Origin of the sequence: Azospirillum baldaniorum (assembly GCF_003119195.2) — a bacterium.
Lineage (GTDB): Bacteria > Pseudomonadota > Alphaproteobacteria > Azospirillales > Azospirillaceae > Azospirillum > Azospirillum baldaniorum.
Window position 1 is genome coordinate 1,458,449 of sequence record NZ_CP022254.1, and the last position, 15,630, is coordinate 1,474,078.

16 protein-coding genes are annotated in these 15,630 nt (G+C 65.9%); 7 read left to right on the forward strand and 9 right to left on the reverse strand.

The window, feature by feature from the left end:
- Positions 1-179: 179 nt before the first annotated feature.
- Positions 180-1,295 carry a M14 family metallopeptidase gene (locus Sp245p_RS20890; RefSeq protein ID WP_014198208.1) on the forward strand — a complete coding sequence of 372 codons (1,116 nt, stop codon included), beginning with the start codon at positions 180-182 and terminating at the stop codon, positions 1,293-1,295.
- A 152-nt stretch (positions 1,296-1,447) separates the two neighbouring features.
- Here the strand turns inward: Sp245p_RS20890 and Sp245p_RS20895 are convergent, their stop codons facing one another.
- Entirely contained in the window at positions 1,448-2,206 is a 759-nt protein-coding gene (locus Sp245p_RS20895; protein WP_129557205.1) for a hypothetical protein, read from the reverse strand.
- 276 nt (positions 2,207-2,482) lie between these two features.
- On the opposite strand from Sp245p_RS20895, the gene Sp245p_RS20900 reads away from it, so the two are divergent.
- The 5 genes from Sp245p_RS20900 to Sp245p_RS20920 all read left to right on the forward strand — a co-directional run bounded on the left by Sp245p_RS20900 (position 2,483) and on the right by Sp245p_RS20920 (position 5,221).
- Entirely contained in the window at positions 2,483-3,124 is a 642-nt protein-coding gene (locus Sp245p_RS20900; protein WP_014198210.1) for a calcium-binding protein, read from the forward strand.
- A gap of 119 nt (positions 3,125-3,243) precedes the next feature.
- Positions 3,244-3,894: a TetR/AcrR family transcriptional regulator gene (locus Sp245p_RS20905; protein ID WP_041812876.1), complete on the forward strand. Its 651-nt coding sequence runs from the start codon at positions 3,244-3,246 to the stop codon at positions 3,892-3,894.
- Positions 3,881-4,345 carry an SRPBCC family protein gene (locus Sp245p_RS20910; protein ID WP_014198212.1) on the forward strand — a complete coding sequence of 155 codons (465 nt, stop codon included), beginning with the start codon at positions 3,881-3,883 and terminating at the stop codon, positions 4,343-4,345. Before Sp245p_RS20905 ends, Sp245p_RS20910 begins: the two co-directional genes overlap by 14 nt.
- Before the next feature lie 34 nt (positions 4,346-4,379).
- Positions 4,380-4,814: a VOC family protein gene (locus Sp245p_RS20915; RefSeq protein WP_014198213.1), complete on the forward strand. Its 435-nt coding sequence runs from the start codon at positions 4,380-4,382 to the stop codon at positions 4,812-4,814.
- 41 nt (positions 4,815-4,855) lie between these two features.
- Positions 4,856-5,221 carry a DUF1428 domain-containing protein gene (locus Sp245p_RS20920; RefSeq protein ID WP_014198214.1) on the forward strand — a complete coding sequence of 122 codons (366 nt, stop codon included), beginning with the start codon at positions 4,856-4,858 and terminating at the stop codon, positions 5,219-5,221.
- A gap of 9 nt (positions 5,222-5,230) precedes the next feature.
- Here the strand turns inward: Sp245p_RS20920 and Sp245p_RS20925 are convergent, their stop codons facing one another.
- The 3 genes from Sp245p_RS20925 to gabD all read right to left on the reverse strand — a co-directional run bounded on the left by Sp245p_RS20925 (position 5,231) and on the right by gabD (position 9,022).
- Complete coding sequence (locus tag Sp245p_RS20925) at positions 5,231-6,115, reverse strand: CgeB family protein (RefSeq protein WP_014198215.1); 885 nt, start codon at positions 6,113-6,115, stop codon at positions 5,231-5,233.
- A 131-nt stretch (positions 6,116-6,246) separates the two neighbouring features.
- Positions 6,247-7,533, reverse strand: a complete 1,287-nt coding sequence (gabT, locus tag Sp245p_RS20930; RefSeq protein ID WP_014198216.1) for a 4-aminobutyrate--2-oxoglutarate transaminase — start codon at positions 7,531-7,533, stop codon at positions 6,247-6,249.
- A 28-nt stretch (positions 7,534-7,561) separates the two neighbouring features.
- Positions 7,562-9,022, reverse strand: a complete 1,461-nt coding sequence (gabD, locus tag Sp245p_RS20935) for an NADP-dependent succinate-semialdehyde dehydrogenase (RefSeq protein ID WP_014198217.1) — start codon at positions 9,020-9,022, stop codon at positions 7,562-7,564.
- 140 nt (positions 9,023-9,162) lie between these two features.
- Between gabD and Sp245p_RS20940 the strand changes: the two genes are divergently transcribed.
- A complete protein-coding gene (locus Sp245p_RS20940) occupies positions 9,163-9,747 on the forward strand; it encodes a cupin domain-containing protein (RefSeq protein WP_014198218.1) in 585 nt (194 codons plus the stop codon).
- A gap of 158 nt (positions 9,748-9,905) precedes the next feature.
- Here Sp245p_RS20940 and Sp245p_RS20945 read toward each other — a convergent pair whose 3' ends face one another.
- The 5 genes from Sp245p_RS20945 to Sp245p_RS20965 all read right to left on the reverse strand — a co-directional run bounded on the left by Sp245p_RS20945 (position 9,906) and on the right by Sp245p_RS20965 (position 15,593).
- The gene (locus tag Sp245p_RS20945) at positions 9,906-10,736 is read right to left on the reverse strand and encodes an ABC transporter permease (RefSeq protein ID WP_014198219.1); all 831 of its coding nucleotides are present in this window, start codon (positions 10,734-10,736) and stop codon (positions 9,906-9,908) included.
- The gene (locus Sp245p_RS20950; protein ID WP_014198220.1) at positions 10,733-11,995 is read right to left on the reverse strand and encodes an ABC transporter permease; all 1,263 of its coding nucleotides are present in this window, start codon (positions 11,993-11,995) and stop codon (positions 10,733-10,735) included. The genes Sp245p_RS20945 and Sp245p_RS20950 overlap by 4 nt, the downstream gene beginning before the upstream one ends.
- A gap of 150 nt (positions 11,996-12,145) precedes the next feature.
- Positions 12,146-13,192 carry an ABC transporter substrate-binding protein gene (locus tag Sp245p_RS20955; RefSeq protein WP_014198221.1) on the reverse strand — a complete coding sequence of 349 codons (1,047 nt, stop codon included), beginning with the start codon at positions 13,190-13,192 and terminating at the stop codon, positions 12,146-12,148.
- A gap of 95 nt (positions 13,193-13,287) precedes the next feature.
- The gene (locus Sp245p_RS20960) at positions 13,288-14,397 is read right to left on the reverse strand and encodes an ABC transporter ATP-binding protein (RefSeq protein WP_109138893.1); all 1,110 of its coding nucleotides are present in this window, start codon (positions 14,395-14,397) and stop codon (positions 13,288-13,290) included.
- 278 nt (positions 14,398-14,675) lie between these two features.
- Entirely contained in the window at positions 14,676-15,593 is a 918-nt protein-coding gene (locus tag Sp245p_RS20965) for a LysR substrate-binding domain-containing protein (RefSeq protein WP_014198223.1), read from the reverse strand.
- Positions 15,594-15,630: the final 37 nt, after the last annotated feature.

Below are 15,630 nucleotides of genomic sequence, written 5' to 3' on the forward strand. Positions count from 1 at the left end.
GCCGGTGAGGGGGTTGCGCATGGCGGTACGTCCGGGAAAAGCGCAACCCCCTCACCCTGACCCTCTCCCCAGAGGGGAGAGGGGATTTTAACGCACAGCCCGGCGCAAAAGGCGCTTGCAGCCCGCCCCGGCCTTCGCCACGGTGGGGCGGGCTTTTCCTTATCCGGCAGCGATCCGCCATGCACAGCGCCATCATCGACCTCCCGTCCGCCACCCCCGGCACCCGGCGGACCCTGACCGTCCAGCGCTTCGGCACGGCGGGCGCGCGGCCCTGCGCCTACATCCAGGCGTCGCTGCACGCCGACGAGATCCCGGCCATGCTGGTGGCCGACAAGCTGCGCCGCATCCTGACTGCGCTGGAGGCCGAGGGGCGGATCGCCGGCGAGGTCATCCTCGTCCCGGTCGCCAACCCGGTGGGGCTGGGCCAGTCGCTGATGGACCATCACCTCGGCCGCTTCGACCAGGACGACGGCAAGAACTTCAACCGCGACTACCCCCACCTGACCGAGGCGGTGGCCGAGCGCGTGGCCGACCGGCTGACCGACGACGGCGAGGCCAACAAGGCCGCCATCCGCGCCGCCCTGGCCGAGGCCCTGGCCGAACGCACCCCGCGCACCGAGACGGAGCACATGAAGCACCGTCTTCTGGAGCTGGCGCTCCAGGCCGATTGGGTGCTGGACCTGCATTGCGACCTGGAAGCGGTGATGCACCTCTACACCCTGACGCCCTCGGCGGAGGCCTTCGCCCCGTTGCAGCGGCTGCTGGGCGCGCGGGCGGTCTTCCTGGCCGAGGAATCCGGCGGCGACCCCTTCGACGAGGCGGTCAGCCGCCCCTGGAACGAGCTTGCCAAGCGCTGGCCCGACCGCCCGATCCCCTTCGGCTGCCATTCCGTGACCGTGGAGTTGCGCGGGCAGGCCGACGTGGAGCACGCCCAGGGCGAAGCGGACGCCCAGGCCATCGCCGGCTTCCTCACCCATGCCGGCGTCCTGTCCGGCGAGCCGCCGGCCCTGCCGGAGCCGCTGTGCGCCCCGACCCCGCTGGAATCCTCCGAACCGCTGACCGCCCCGGTGGGCGGCGTTGTGGTCTTCCACCACAAGGCGGGCGACCGCGTGGAGGCCGGCGCCGTGGTCGCCGACATCCTCGACCCGCTGACCGGCGACGTGACCCCGGTGCGCAGCGAATCGGCGGGCGTGCTCTACGCCCACAGCGCGACCCGCTTCACCCTGGCGGGCAAGCGGATCGCCAAGGTGGCGGGGACGACGCTGCGAAGGACGGGGCCGCTGCTGAGCGCGTAATCCGGTTGCACGATGATGGCCTCATCGTTGTTCAGCCGTGACATTCGGCCGATCAAAGCACTGGCGCTGATTGAGAGGGCTGCGTCGGCAGAGCCATGTGGCGCTGCCGGCGTGAGGTGGCAATCCTGGCCTGCTCGCTCTCTCGATCCGTCTCACGACGCAGATCCGGATTTGATTTTATCAAGGATCTTTTCGTTTTCCTGCGCGTGATTGTTCACGTCCGCTTCGGCCAACATCTTGATGGCGGATTCGAATTTCTCCGATTTGAAGCCAAGTTCGTTCAAGCGCTGTCCGGCTTGGCGCTCTTCGTCACTCTGCACGTAGCGTTCATCGCCAGCGTTCATAAAATACGGCGTGCTGACATTTCCGAAGGATCTTTTGGCGGCTTCGAATCCCGCGGACCCCTCGACACTCTTGCCGAAGATATCGCTTTGCATTTGCTGCATCGCGGCGATTTCCTGAGCTCCGGTCATGCCGCTGCTTTTGATCGCGCTGCGCCGCGCGGAGGTCTGACTCATCTGTTCTGCCGAAATGTCGAGTGGGCCGGGCGTCCCGGATGCACGGCCCGAAAGGGACTCAACGGCATCGGATGCCTTGCCCCAGAATGTGTTGGCGCGTTGCTGCTTCAAATGACTGGACAGAGCAAGTCCCAGGTCCCGCGCGCTCATCGCTCCGGAGGAAACCAAGTTTCCGAGTTTGCTGCGATCCTCGGTTGAAAGCTGTGAGAAGACCTTAAGGGAGTCTCCCTTCAATTCCGAGGCGAGAGGGCTGAGGACGATAGAGTCCTGTTGAGGGCCTGTGTGGCTGGAGGCCTGAGCGCTTTCATTTTTTGTTGATGCGACGCTTGGTGGGGGCGTGGCCGGGATTGTCTTTGCTGCGCTGGTGGCTCCCGATAGATCGGAGACAATCATATCGATCTCCTTCCTTTGAGAATTTTCCGAATGGCATTTTAGGAGATGTTCCTTCGAGACCTAAATATTAGGTTTCGAATGATCGCATCGTCTATGCTTATAATTCATTGCATGTTATTAATAAAGTCTTAAAGCAAATATTATTTCATTAGATATCTAGTGGTTTGTATTCTAAGTAATGCAAATGTATTAATAAAAATTGGTTGCTGATCTATAATTTTTATGGGATAGGTGCGCTGCTGTCTTTTGTATTCACATACATGATAATGGAGGATAATGATGGGCGTTTATGTTCTTCCATCAACTCAGTACAACTGGGGTGCTAGCAACGTAAATGAATCTTGGTCTGTGTATGGAAATAGCCTCGATAATTATATTATCGGTGGAAATCTAGGTGATTACATTGATGGCGGCGCCGGTAATGACACGCTAGACGGCAACCCCGGTAATGACACGCTCAATGGTGGCGCTGGCAATGACACGTTGTATGGTTGGACCGGCGATGACAACCTCATAGGGGGCAGTGGCGAAGATTGGCTTGAAGGGGAGGCCGGCAACGACACGCTCAACGGCGGCGCTTCGGGGTTTCGTGACGTTCTCCTTGGTGGAGACGGAAGCGATACATACATTCACTATTACAACGATACCGGCCTTTCTTGGATCGCTGATGGTAGTGGGACGAGTGACAAACTTATAATCAACGATGTTTCATCTATCTATGATCTCCGTTTTGCATTGGACTCGAGCAATGCAAACAATTTGGTGATATACACCGATGCGGATGCGGCTAATGGTATCAGTGATGGAGTGGTAATTCAGGATTACTTTAGCGGTGCGGGGCATGGCGCCGGAGAAGTCGAGTATATTCAGGTTGGCAGCTATACCACTTCTCTTTGGGGCTTCCTCGGTCTGTCCTAAGCTTAACTACATTTGCGGTCGGAGAAGCTGGCGAAGGGAGCTTCGCCAGCTTCTTTCAATCGATTCGTAAATCAAAACGCACTCGACAAACATACCAACCGTTCGGTATGTTTCTGCCCATGCCGAGACCCGCCAAACATCACCCCGAACGCGGCGACGCCCGCACCCGGCTTCTCGAGGCGGCGCGGGACGTCATCCGGGCCAAGGGCTTCGCGGCGACCTCCGTCGATGATCTCTGCAAGGCGGCGGGGGTCACCAAGGGTGCGTTCTTCCACCATTTCGAGACCAAGGAAGCGCTCGGCGTCGCCGCCGCCGCCTATTGGGCGGAAACCACCTCGGCCTTCTTCGCGAACGCGCCGTACCACCGGCTCGACGACCCGCTCGACCGGCTGTTTGGCTATGTCGACTTCCGCAAGGCGATCATCGACGGCGACCCCGCCGAATTCACCTGCCTCGTCGGGACCATGACGCAGGAGGTCTACGGGTCGCACCCGGCGATCCGCGACGCCTGCGCCGCCAGCATCTTCGGCCACGCGGCGACGCTCGAACCGGACATCGCGGCGGCCATGGCGGCGCGCGGGATCGAGGCCGACTGGACCCCGGCGAGCCTCGCGCGGCACACCCAGGCCGTGCTCCAGGGCGCCTTCATCCTCGCCAAGGCGACGGGCGGGCGCGAGGACGCGCTGGACAGCGTCGATCACCTGAAACGCTACCTCACGCTGCTCTTTTCACAGCCCCATTCGAAAGGGAATTCCCATGACGGACGGTGAGCGCGACCTCGTTCTGACCCGCAGCCTCGACGCGCCGCGCGGCGCGCTGTGGCGCTGCTGGACCGAGCCCGAGCTGCTGAAACAGTGGTTCTGCCCCAAGCCCTGGTTCGTGTCCGAGGCACGGATGGACCTGCGGCCGGGCGGCGAGTTCTTCACGCGGATGAACGGTCCGAACGGCGAATCCTTCGGCGAGCCCGGCGTCTTCCTCGACGTGGAGGAGGGGCGGCGTCTGGTCTTCACCGACGCTTTCCGCCCCGGCTGGCGGCCGTCGGGCCGGGCCTTCATGACCGCCGACGTGCGGTTCGAGGACGCGGGCGCCGGCCAGACCCTCTACACCGCGCGCGCCATGCACTGGAGCGCCGAGGCGCGCGACGAGCATGAGAAGATGGGCTTCCACGAAGGCTGGGGCAAGGCGACCGATCAGCTCGAAGCCCTCGCCCAGACGCTCTGACCCGAAAACAGTCTGAACGGGAGGAAACGACAGCATGGAACCGACGATCTACCTGTTCTTCAACGGGACCTGCCTGGAGGCGATGACCCACTACGCCGAGACCCTCGGCGGCGACATCGTCTACGTGTTCCGCAACGGCGACGCCCCGGATGCGGACAGCCGGATGACCGGGGGCGATGACCTCGTGATGAACATGATGGTGAAGCTGGGGGCGACCACGGTGATGGCGTCCGACTCGCCGGACAGCATGTACAGCAAGCCGCAGGGATTCCGGGTGCAGATCGCCCCGCCGTCGCTCGCCGAGTTCGACCGCATCTTCGCCGTGCTGGCGAAGGACGCCCGCGTCGTGGAGATGCCGCCGGGCGAGACCTTCTGGGCCGAGCGCTTCGCCATGTTCACCGATCGCTTCGGCACGCCGTGGATGCTCAACCACACCGGCGCGAAAGACCCGGGCGCGGCAACGTCCTGACGGACGTGGCCGAAGCTTCAAACAAACAAGGGAGGAAAGACATGGCTTACATCGACGGGTTCGTCATCGCCGTTCCAACGGCCAACAAGCAGGCCTTCATCGACCACGCGAACAAGGTCGACGTTCTGTTCAAGGAGCTTGGCGCGACGCGCATCATCGAATGCTGGGGCGACGATGTGCCCAACGGCAAGCTCACCGATTTCCGCCGGGCGGTGCAGGCGAAGGACGACGAGACGGTCGCCTTCTCCTGGATCGAATGGCCGGACAAGGCGACGCGCGACGCCGCCATGGGGCGGATCGAGGAGCTGATGAAGACCGACGAGCGGTTCAGCCCGGAGAACAACCCGATGCCCTTCGACGGGAAGCGGATGATCTTCGGCGGCTTCGCGCCGGTCGTCGAGGTGTGAGCGGGCGCTTCAGCAGCCGGTGAGCGCGCCGGCCTCGCTGTTTGAAAAGCCGAGGTCCGCGGTGGCGCTGCGCATCAGCGCCACCGCATCCCGGTCCCTCATGCGCCGGTATCCCGCCTCGGCCAGCGCCTCCCGCCGCGCATTGTCGGCGACCAGCGCGCAAGCGGCCTCGACCAGCCCGTCGTAGGGGGCGAAGGCCATGGCGTCCAGCAGGTCGGGGTCGATTTCGGTGTCGGGGTGGCGCTCGGCCAGCACCGCCTTGCGGTTCGACAGCAGGTGCGAGACGCGGACGATCTCGAAGATGCCCGCCTCGTAGTAATGCAGGTTCAGCACCAGCTTGGCGTCGGCGACGAAGCGGTCGCGCAACGCCCCGTAATAATGCTGGAGGCTGACCACGGTCAGGCCGCGCTCGCCCAGCGCGTCGAGGATGGCGCGGCGGCGCGGGTTCACGGCACCGTAGAAGAGCACGTCGATGCCGGGGGAGGGGCTGTTGGGGATGCGGGTCATCTCGTCGGCATGCCCGACGGGAACGAGGCGCGCCCGGATGCCCTGGCCGGCCAGATCGGCGATGTTGCGCGGGCTGTAATCCCACACCCGGCAGCGGCGCAGCAGGTCCAGGTAATGGGCGCTGCGCGGGTGGAGGGTGGCGATCTGCTCCAGATTGTAGAGGATGGTGCCGCTGGGCAGACGGTCGCCTTCCTCCGCCGACAGGTCGTGCCCGCCCAGGACGATGGCGCGGCGCCGGCGGCCGACGCGGTTCCACACGATCTCCGCGTCGATGCCCAGGCGGCGCAGCGCGAAGCACAGGGTTTCCGCGACCTCTGAAAAGACGCTGGCCCCGGCGTCGCCCAGCCCGTTCTTCTTGATGATGACGATGTCGATTCCGCCGGCCATGCGCCCGTCCTCCGCCCCGCACCCTCATCCTAAAGCGGGGGCGGGCGGGCGCACAAAAAGAAACCCTCCTTCCCTTGCGGGAAGGAGGGCGTGCAGGCTGGGGACTTCACTGAAAAATCGGGACTGAAAAATCAGGCCGAAACCAGCTCCTCCAGGGAGCGCTCGATGATGTCCAGACCCTCGTCCACCAGCGCGTCCGACGCGGTCAGCGGAACCAGGATGCGGATCACGTTGCCGTAGGTGCCGCAGGACAGCAGGACGAGGCCCTTCTCCGCCGCCTTGGCGACCAGCGCCTTGGTCAGCTCCGCCGCCGGCTCCTTGGTGCCGCGGTCCTTCACCAGTTCCATGGCGATCATGCCGCCCAGGTTGCGCACGTCGCCGATCACCGACAGCGTGTTGCGCTGGGCCATGGTGCGGAAGCGGCCGGCGATGCGCTCGCCCAGGTCGTTGGAGCGCTGGATCAGCTTCTCCTCCTCGATGACGTCCAGCACGGCCAGCGCCGCGGTGGTCGCCAGCGGGCTGCCGGCGTAGGTGCCGCCGATGCCGCCGGGGATCGGAGCGTCCATGATCTCTGCCTTGCCGGTGACCGCCGACAGCGGGAAGCCGCCAGCCAGGCTCTTCGCCATGGTCATCAGGTCGGGCTCGACGCCGGAATGCTCGATGGCGAACATCTTGCCGGTGCGGGCGAAGCCGGTCTGGATCTCGTCGATGATCAGCAGGATGCCGTTTTCGTCGCAGATCTTGCGCAGGGCCTGCAGGAACTCCGGCGGGGCGATGTTGAAGCCGCCCTCACCTTGCACCGGCTCCACGATGATCGCGGCGACGCGGGTGGCGTCGACGTCCGACTTGAACAGCTGCTCCAGCGCCTTCAGGCTGTCCTGGACGCTGACCCCGCGGTAGGCGTTGGGGAAGGGCGCGTGGTAGACCTCGGCCGGGAAGGGGCCGAAGCCGACCTTGTAGGGCACGACCTTGCCGGTCAGCGCCATCGCCAGCAGCGTGCGGCCGTGGAAGGCGCCGGAGAAGGCGATCACGCCCGGACGGCCCGTGTGGGCACGGGCGATCTTCACGGCGTTCTCGACGGCTTCCGCACCGGTGGTGAAGAAGGCGGTCTTCTTCGGCGTGGAGCCCGGAACCAGCGCGTTCAGACGCTCCGCCAGGGTCACGAAGGACTCGTAGGGCGTGACCATCGCGCAGGTGTGGGTGAAGCGGTCGAGCTGGGCCTTCACCGCCTCGATGATCTTCGGATGGCGGTGGCCGGTGTTCAGCACCGCGATGCCGCCGGCGAAGTCGATGAAGCGGTTGCCCTCGACGTCCCACAGCTCGGCGTTCTCGGCGCGGTCGACATAGACCGGCATGGCGTTGGCGAGGCCGCGCGGAACGGCGGCGTTGCGACGATCCTGGAAGGACTGGTTGCTCATCTCAAACCCCCGATTGGAAAGGATGGCGTCAGGCGCCCAGGCCGACGCACAGGTACTTGATCTCCAGGAAGTCCTCCACACCGTACTTGGAGCCTTCCCGCCCGATGCCCGACTGCTTGATGCCGCCGAACGGCGCGACCTCGGTCGACAGGATGCCTTCGTTGATGCCGACCATGCCGTATTCGAGCTGCTCGGCGACGCGCCACACCCGGCCGATGTCCCGGCTGTAGAAATAGGCCGCCAGACCGAACTCGGTGTCGTTCGCCATGCGGATGGCGTCGGCTTCCGTCTCGAACTTGAACAGCGGGGCCACCGGGCCGAAGATCTCCTCGCGGGCCACGCGCATCTCGGTGGTGACGCCGGTCAGGATCGTCGGCTCGAAGAAGGTGCCGCCCAGGCCATGCCGCTTGCCGCCGAGCGCGACCTTGGCGCCCTTGGCCAGCGCGTCGCCCATCAGCTCCTCGACCTTCTCGACGGCCTGCCCGTTGATCATCGGACCCTGGGTGACCCCGGCCTCCATGCCGTTGCCGACGCGGATCTGCTTCACCGCCTCGGCCAGCTTGGCGGCGAAGGCGTCGTAGACGCCGGCCTGGACCAGCAGGCGGTTGGCGCAGACGCAGGTCTGGCCGGAGTTGCGGTACTTGGACGCGAGGGCGCCCTTGACCGCCTCGTCCAGGTCGGCGTCGTCGAACACGATGAAGGGCGCGTTGCCGCCCAGCTCCAGCGACACCTTCTTCACCGTGTCGGCGGACTGGCGCATCAGGATCTTGCCGACCTCGGTCGAGCCGGTGAAGGACAGCTTGCGCACGATCGGGCTGGCGGTCAGCTCGCCGCCGATGGCGACCGGGTCGGAGCCGGTGACGATGTTAAACACCCCGGCCGGAACGCCGGCGCGCTCGGCCAGCTCGGCCAGCGCCAGGGCGGACAGCGGGGTGTCCTCGGCCGGCTTGACCACGATGGTGCAGCCGGCGGCCAGCGCCGGGCCGACCTTGCGGGTGATCATCGCGTTGGGGAAGTTCCACGGGGTGATCGCCGCGACGACGCCGATCGGCTCCTTCAGGACGACGATGCGCTTGTTGCCGGCGAAGCTGGGGATCACGTCGCCGTAGACCCGCTTGCCCTCCTCGGCGAACCACTCGATGAAGCTGGCGCCGTAGGCGACCTCGCCACGGGCCTCGGCCAGCGGCTTGCCCTGCTCCAGCGTCATCAGGACGGCCAGATCCTCCTGCGCCGCCATGATCAGCTCGAACCAGCGGCGCAGGATGGCCGCGCGCTCCTTCGCGGTCTTGGCGCGCCAGGCGGGCAGGGCGGCGTCGGCGGCGTTGATGGCCTGCCGCGTCTCTTCCGCGCCGACGTCGGCGACCTGGGCCAGCTCCTCGCCCGTCGCCGGGTTGGTCACCGCGAAGGTCTTGCCGGAGAAGGCGTCGCGCCACACGCCGTTCACATAGGCTTGCGTCCGAAGAAGGCTCTGGTCGTTCAGCGACAGCATGGGAATCAGCCTCGATTTGCGATGTGAAGGGAGCGTACCCATGTTTAATAAATTAAACAACCCTAATCGGGTGTTGAGTTTTTGATGACGCACACACGCGAATCCGGTATGCCTTCCGGTCAGGAGCGAGGAACCGATCCATGGATGTGGACGCTGTCGATTTCAACGTGGGCGCGCGCCTGAAGCAGGTTCGCGAAGCGCACGCCCTGTCCCAGCGCCAGTTGGCGCAACGGGCGGGCGTGACCAACGGCACCATCTCGCTCATCGAACAGAATCGGTGCAGCCCGTCCGTCTCCTCGTTGCGCAAGGTACTTCAGGGCATTCCGATGACCCTGGCGGAGTTCTTCTCCTCCGACGACCTGCCGCCGCGCGAGCAGATCTTCTTCAAGGGAGGCGATCTGGTCGAGCTGACCGGGCTGGTGAAGAGCCGGGTCGGCTCCATCTCCTTCCGGCAGGTGGGCGACCTGCGCGGCCGCAACCTCCAGGTGCTGCACGAGAAATACGCCCCCGGCGCCGACACCGGCGGCCGCACCATGCTCCAGCACGAATCGGAGGAGGGCGGCATCGTCATCAAGGGCCGGATCGAGCTGACGGTCGGCGACCGCAAGGAAATCCTCGGCCCCGGCGACGCCTATCTGTTCGACAGCCGCATCCCGCACCGCTTCCGCAACCTCGGCGACGAGGAATGCGAAATCATCAGCGCCTGCACCCCGCCGTACCTGTAATTCCCTCTTCATAGTCCGTTCCCTCTCCCCTCTGGGGAGAGGGGTAGGGTGAGGGGGTTGCGCTGTTGCCGGATGTACCGCCACGCGCAACCCCCTCACCGGCCCTTCGGGCCACCCTCTCCCCAGAGGGGAGAGGGTTGAATTCCCCAGAATGAGGCTCAGCGCAGGTTGCCCTTCAGCCGCTCGTTGCGGCGGCGCAGCGCCTCCAGCGTGGCGAGCAGGATGACCGAGATGGTCGTCAGGATCACCGCCGCCGCCGTGATGGTCGGGCTGATGTTCTCGCGGATGCCGCTGAACATCTCGCGGGGCAGGGTGCGCTGCTCCGGTCCCGCCATGAACAGCACCACCACCACCTCGTCGAAGCTGGTGGCGAAGGCGAACAGGGCGCCCGAGGCCAGACCCGGCAGGATCAGCGGCAGGATCACCCGGCGGAAGGCGTAGATCGGCGAGGCGCCGAGCGAGGCCGCGGCCCGCGCCAGATTCATGTCGAAGCTCTGCAGCGTCGCGCTGACCGTGATGACCACGAAGGGCGTGGACAGCGCGGTGTGCGCCAGGATCAGCCCGGCGTAGCTGCCGGTCAGGCCCAGCGGCGCGAAGAAGAAGTACAGGCCCACCGCGGTGATGACGCCCGGAACGACGACCGGCGACAGCACGATGGCCAGCACCAGCGGCTTGAACTTGCTCTTCCATTGGGCGAGGCCGAGCGAGGCGAGCGTGCCCAGCACCATCGACAGGATGGTGGAGGCCACCCCGATGATGACGCTGTTCTTCAGCGACGACACCCAGCGCGGGGAGTTCAGGAAGTCCTCGTACCAGCGCAGCGACAGGCCCGGCAGCGGGTAGGTCAGGTAGGAGCCGGAGCTGAAGGACAGCGGCATGATCGCCAGGATCGGCGCCATCAGGAAGACCAGCACCAGCGAGGCGACGACCACGGTGGTGATCCAGGCGACGCGCTGGCTGGCGGTGCGGGGGGCGTGGTTGTCGCTCAATTCTTCATCCCTCCCGTGACCTGCTGGCCGTGGACCAGCTTTCCATAGACGACGGCGAGCAGCAGCGTGGCGAGCAGAAGCACCGCGCCCAGCGCCGAGGCCAGACCCCAGTTGACGGTTTCCGTCGTGTAGAAGGCGATGAAGTAGCTGATCATCTGGTCGGCGGCACCACCCACCAGGGCGGGCGTGATGTAGTAGCCGATGGCCAGGATGAAGACGAGCAGGCTGCCCGCCCCGATGCCGGGCACGGTCTGCGGCAGGTAGATGCGCAGGAAGGCGGTGACCGGCGAGGCGCCGAGTGACGCCGCGGCCCGCATGTAGGCCGGGGAGATCGAGCGCATGCTGCTGTAGAGCGGCAGGATCATGAAGGGCAGCAGCACGTGCGTCATCGCCACATAGACGCCGAAGCGGTTGTAGATCAGCCGCAGCGGCTCGTCGATCAGGCCGATCCAGCGCAGGCTGTCGTTGACGATGCCCTCGCTCTGCAGCACGACGATCCAGGCGCAGGTGCGCACCAGAAGCGAGGTCCAGAAGGGCAGCAGCACGAAGATCATCAGCACGTTCGACTGGCCCGTGGGCAGCGTCGCCAGCATGTAGGCGACCGGGAAGCCCAGGATCAGGCAGAGGACCGTCACGCCCAGGCTGATGGTGAAGGTGCGCCCGAAGACGTCGCGGTAGATCGCCTGCTCCTCGGGGGCGGCGACGATGGCGCCGTCCACGTTGCGCGTCAGGTCCAGCGCGCCCAGCAGGTAGAAGCTGGTGAGCGGGCCGCTGGCACTCTTGATCGCCGCCCAGGTGGCGCGTTCGCCCCAGGCCGGGTTGATGCCGATCAGCGTGTCCTTGGCGGTGCCGGGTTCCGGCAGGGCTTTCAGGTTGCGCGCCGTGCCCGACATGATGGTGCGGAAGCCGTTCAGCGCGTAGTTCAGCCGCTTGGACGCGATGGCGACGGTGCCGGCGTCGCGCGCCGTGCGGATGTCGCCGGCCAGCGCGGCGAAGGCCGGCTCGCCCGGAACGTCCTTGCCGTCCCAGTCGGCCAGGGCCGCGACGGTGTGGGGCATGACCTGACGCACCTCCCAGTCGTCGACCGAGCGCCAGAGCATGCCGGCGATGGGACCGAGGAAGGTGAACAGCAGGAAGAGGAGGAGCGGCAGGATCAGCGCCAGGGCCTTGAGCCGGCGCGTCCGCTCCGCCCGTTTCAGGCGGCGCTTGAGAGGCACCTCGGACGACGCATCGGCGCCGGCGACGAACGCGGCTGTCATGGGCGGCCTATTTCGAAAATGCGGTAGAGACGTGTGCGGGTGGTCGAGGTGGGCCCCCACCCCGGCCCTCCCCCGCTTCGCAGGGGAGGGAGATTGGTCCCCTCCCCTGCGAAGCGGGGGAGGGTTAGGGAGGGGGCCTGACTCAGCGGCTTACTTCGCCGCCCACTTGTTGAAGCGCTCGGTGAGGCGGTCGAGGTTCTCCAGCCAGAAGGGAACGCTGATCTCGACCGCGTTCTTCATGTTGTCCGGAGCGGTCGGCAGGTCCGTCAGAACCGCCGGGGCCAGCTTGGACGGGGCGTCCTTGTTGGAGGTGCCGTAGGCGATGTTCTCGGACAGCTTCGCCTGGTTCTCCGCCTTGCCGACGAAGTCGAGGAACTTGTAGGCGGCCTCCTTGTTCGGGCTGCCCTTCAGGATCACCCAGCTGTCGATGGTGTAGAGCGCGCCGTTCCACACCATGCCGAAGTTCTTCTTCTCGGCCTTGTTGGCGGCGTCGATGCGGCCGTTGTAGACCGAGGTCATCGCCACCTCGCCCGAGGCCAGCAGCTGCGGCGGCTGGGCGCCGGCCTTCCACCAGACGATGTCGTTCTTGATGGTGTCCAGCTTCTTGAAGGCGCGCTCCAGGCCCTCTTCGGTGCCCAGAACCTTGTAGACGTCCTTCGGCGCGACGCCGTCGGCCATCAGAGCGATTTCCAGCGTGGTCTTGGCGCCCTGGCGCAGGCCGCGCTTGCCCGGGAACTTGGTGGTGTCGAAGAAATCGGCCCAGCTCTTCGGCGCGTCCTTGATCTTGTCCTTGTCGTAGCCGAGCACGAAGTCGTACACGATCGCGCCGACGCCGCAGGCATCGACGGTCTGCGGCAGGTAGGCCTGCTCGCCGCCGATCCTGTTGAACTCCATCGTCTCGAACAGGCCCTCTTCGCAACCGATGGCCAGCTCCTCGCTCTCCACCTGCACGACGTCCCAGGTCGCCGCGCCGCCCTGGACCTTGGCGCGCAGCACGCCGACGCCGCCGTCCCAGGACTCGTCGTTCATCGGGGTGCCGGCCTTCTTGAACGGCTCGAAATAGACCTTCTTCTGGGCTTCCTGATAGGCGCCGCCCCAGGACACGACCGTCAGGTCGCGGGCCTGCGCGGCGGTGGCCAGCGCCACACCGGCGGTGAACGTCGCAAGGAACCCAACTGCCACCTTAAGCTTCGACATCGTCCCCGTTCCTTCATTATGTGTGGTTGCGTCAGGAGGTGGTGCGCGCCCCCGGTCCCCCCTCCCGGAGAGACCGGACGGACGGGTGCGGCCGATCACACGGGATCGAGCGCCCGGCAGTCCTCGGGGCGGAAGCCGATGGACACGCTCTGGCCGTGGCTGAGTCCCGCGTGGGCGCCCGGCGGCAGCTTGACCATGAATTCCCCGTTGCCGGCGACCTTCAGCACAGCCAGCGCGTGGTCGCCGAGATAGATGGTGTCCTGCACCTGGGCGGGCAGGGCGTTCATGCCGTCCGGGGCCTGCCCGTCGGTCAGGATGCTGATGCGCTCCGGCCGCACCGACAGCGCGGTGGCGGCCCCGGCGCCGGCGACGTTGACCGCCTGGGCCACGACCGAACCGCCCGACGCCAGCGCCACCCGGCAGAAGCCCTGTTCGATATTCTCGACGGTGCCGCTCAGCACGTTGTTCTCGCCGATGAAGTTGGCGACGAAGCTGTTGACCGGGCGTTCGTACAGCGCGTCCGGCTTGTCGATCTGCTGCACGATGCCGTCGTTGAACACCGCGATGCGGTCCGACATGGTCAGCGCCTCGCTCTGGTCGTGCGTGACGTAGACGACGGTGATGCCCATCGTCTCGTGCAGCTGCTTGATCTCGAGCTGCATGTGCTCGCGCAGCCGCTTGTCCAGCGCCCCCAGCGGCTCGTCCATTAGGACGAGCTGCGGGTTGAAGACCAGCGCGCGGGCCAGCGCCACGCGCTGCTGCTGGCCGCCCGACAGCTGGCCGGGATGGCGGTGCGCCAGATTCTCCAGCTTGATCATGCGCAGCGCCGAGCGCACCCGCTCCTTCACCTCCGACCGCGGCATCTTGCGCACGGTCAGCGGGAAGGCGACGTTCTCCTCGATCGTCAGGTGGGGGAACAGCGCGTAGTTCTGGAAGACCATGCCGATGTCGCGCTTGTGCGGCGGCATGTTCTTGATCGGCCGGTCGGCGAGATAGATATCGCCGTGGGTGGGGACCTCGAAGCCGGCCAGCATCATCAGCGTGGTCGTCTTGCCCGAGCCCGAAGGGCCGAGCAGGGTGACGAACTCGCCCTTCTTGATGTCGAGGTCGAGGTTCTTCACCACGAGGTGTTCGCCGTCATAGGTCTTCTGGACCCCGACGAAGCGCACCAGTGCCTGTGCGGTCGTGACCATGCCGCCGTCCATCATCCTCCCCCCGTCCGAGGTGTCCCGAGCGCGGTCCGGGGCCAGGGTTGCGTTCCCGACACAGGACCTATGCAATGGGGCAGACGGTATACCCGTTTAATAAATTCGACAAGCCCGTTGCTCGCGTCGCGATCAATTCAACGGTCTGACGAAAATTTGTGCATCTGCGAAGGCCGTGCACGCGGTTTGAACGGGAGTTTGCTCCTTCCTTGACCGCTTGGAAACCCAGACTTTGGGATGTTCGGCGGCGTGCCGGACGATTTTGCCCGAGTCGCCGATCAGCCACCGCCGACGGGTGGAACAAACGGAACGATCCGCTCCACGAGACCGGTGAATTTTTTCACCAGGGGCGAACTTTCGTTGCTCCGTTGGGCCAGTTGCAGGGTGGTGACGGCGTCCGGCGTGTCGAGCGGCCGGTACACCACTCCTTCCAGCGCCACCTGCCGAAGCTGGCCGGGCAGAATCGACACGCCCAGCCCGGCGGCGATCAGCCCGATGATGGTGAAGGCCTCGCGCGCGTCCTGGGTCACGTTGGGGCGGAATCCGGCGGCGGCGCACAGCGCGAAGACCTGCTCGTGCGTGCTGGTGCCGAAATCGGCGGGGTAGAAGACGAAGGGTTCGTCGCGCAGGGCGGCCAGCGGCACGACCTCCCGCCCCGCCAGCGGGTGGTCGGCGCGCATCACCGCCAGCAGCGGCTCGCGCACCACGTCGTGGAAGCGGAAGGACTCGGGCTCGGGGACGAAGCGCGGCTCGCGGATGAAGCCGACGTCGAGCCGGCGGTCGGCCAGCGCGGTTAACTGCTGCTTGGATGGCAGCTCGACCAGGGTCAGATGCACGTCGGGATGGGCGCGGCGGTAGGCGTCGATGATCCGCGGCACCATCGGCAGGAAGGGGGCCGCCGCGGTGAAGCCGACGCGCAACTCGCCGACCTCGCCCTTGGCGGCGCGGCGGGTCAGCACGGCGGCGCGCTCCGCCCGCGCCAGGATCTCGCGCGCCTCGCCCAGCAGGAGCTGGCCGGGTTCGGTCAGCTCGACCCGGCGCTTTGTGCGTTCGAACAGGCGGGCGCCCAGTTCAGCCTCCAGCGCCTGGATCGACTGGCTGAGCGGCGGCTGACCGATGCCCAGCCGGGCGGCGGCGCGGCTGAAATGCAGCTCCTCGGCGACGGCGACGAAATGGCGGAGATGGCGCAGGTCCATACCAGTGTCTTATATGAGGATCATATTAAAGTCCCCT

What these genes read in the sequence shown, in the direction of transcription:
- Sp245p_RS20890 (WP_014198208.1), top strand. Translation starts at nt 180, where the DNA reads ATGCACAGCGCCATCATCGACCTCCCGTCCGCCACCCCCGGCACCCGG.
- Sp245p_RS20895 (WP_129557205.1), bottom strand. Translation starts at nt 2,206, where the DNA reads ATGATTGTCTCCGATCTATCGGGAGCCACCAGCGCAGCAAAGACAATC.
- Sp245p_RS20900 (WP_014198210.1), top strand. Translation starts at nt 2,483, where the DNA reads ATGATGGGCGTTTATGTTCTTCCATCAACTCAGTACAACTGGGGTGCT.
- Sp245p_RS20905 (WP_041812876.1), top strand. Translation starts at nt 3,244, where the DNA reads ATGCCGAGACCCGCCAAACATCACCCCGAACGCGGCGACGCCCGCACC.
- Sp245p_RS20910 (WP_014198212.1), top strand. Translation starts at nt 3,881, where the DNA reads ATGACGGACGGTGAGCGCGACCTCGTTCTGACCCGCAGCCTCGACGCG.
- Sp245p_RS20915 (WP_014198213.1), top strand. Translation starts at nt 4,380, where the DNA reads ATGGAACCGACGATCTACCTGTTCTTCAACGGGACCTGCCTGGAGGCG.
- Sp245p_RS20920 (WP_014198214.1), top strand. Translation starts at nt 4,856, where the DNA reads ATGGCTTACATCGACGGGTTCGTCATCGCCGTTCCAACGGCCAACAAG.
- Sp245p_RS20925 (WP_014198215.1), bottom strand. Translation starts at nt 6,115, where the DNA reads ATGGCCGGCGGAATCGACATCGTCATCATCAAGAAGAACGGGCTGGGC.
- gabT (WP_014198216.1), bottom strand. Translation starts at nt 7,533, where the DNA reads ATGAGCAACCAGTCCTTCCAGGATCGTCGCAACGCCGCCGTTCCGCGC.
- gabD (WP_014198217.1), bottom strand. Translation starts at nt 9,022, where the DNA reads ATGCTGTCGCTGAACGACCAGAGCCTTCTTCGGACGCAAGCCTATGTG.
- Sp245p_RS20940 (WP_014198218.1), top strand. Translation starts at nt 9,163, where the DNA reads ATGGATGTGGACGCTGTCGATTTCAACGTGGGCGCGCGCCTGAAGCAG.
- Sp245p_RS20950 (WP_014198220.1), bottom strand. Translation starts at nt 11,995, where the DNA reads ATGACAGCCGCGTTCGTCGCCGGCGCCGATGCGTCGTCCGAGGTGCCT.
- Sp245p_RS20955 (WP_014198221.1), bottom strand. Translation starts at nt 13,192, where the DNA reads ATGTCGAAGCTTAAGGTGGCAGTTGGGTTCCTTGCGACGTTCACCGCC.
- Sp245p_RS20960 (WP_109138893.1), bottom strand. Translation starts at nt 14,397, where the DNA reads ATGGACGGCGGCATGGTCACGACCGCACAGGCACTGGTGCGCTTCGTC.
- Sp245p_RS20965 (WP_014198223.1), bottom strand. Translation starts at nt 15,593, where the DNA reads ATGGACCTGCGCCATCTCCGCCATTTCGTCGCCGTCGCCGAGGAGCTG.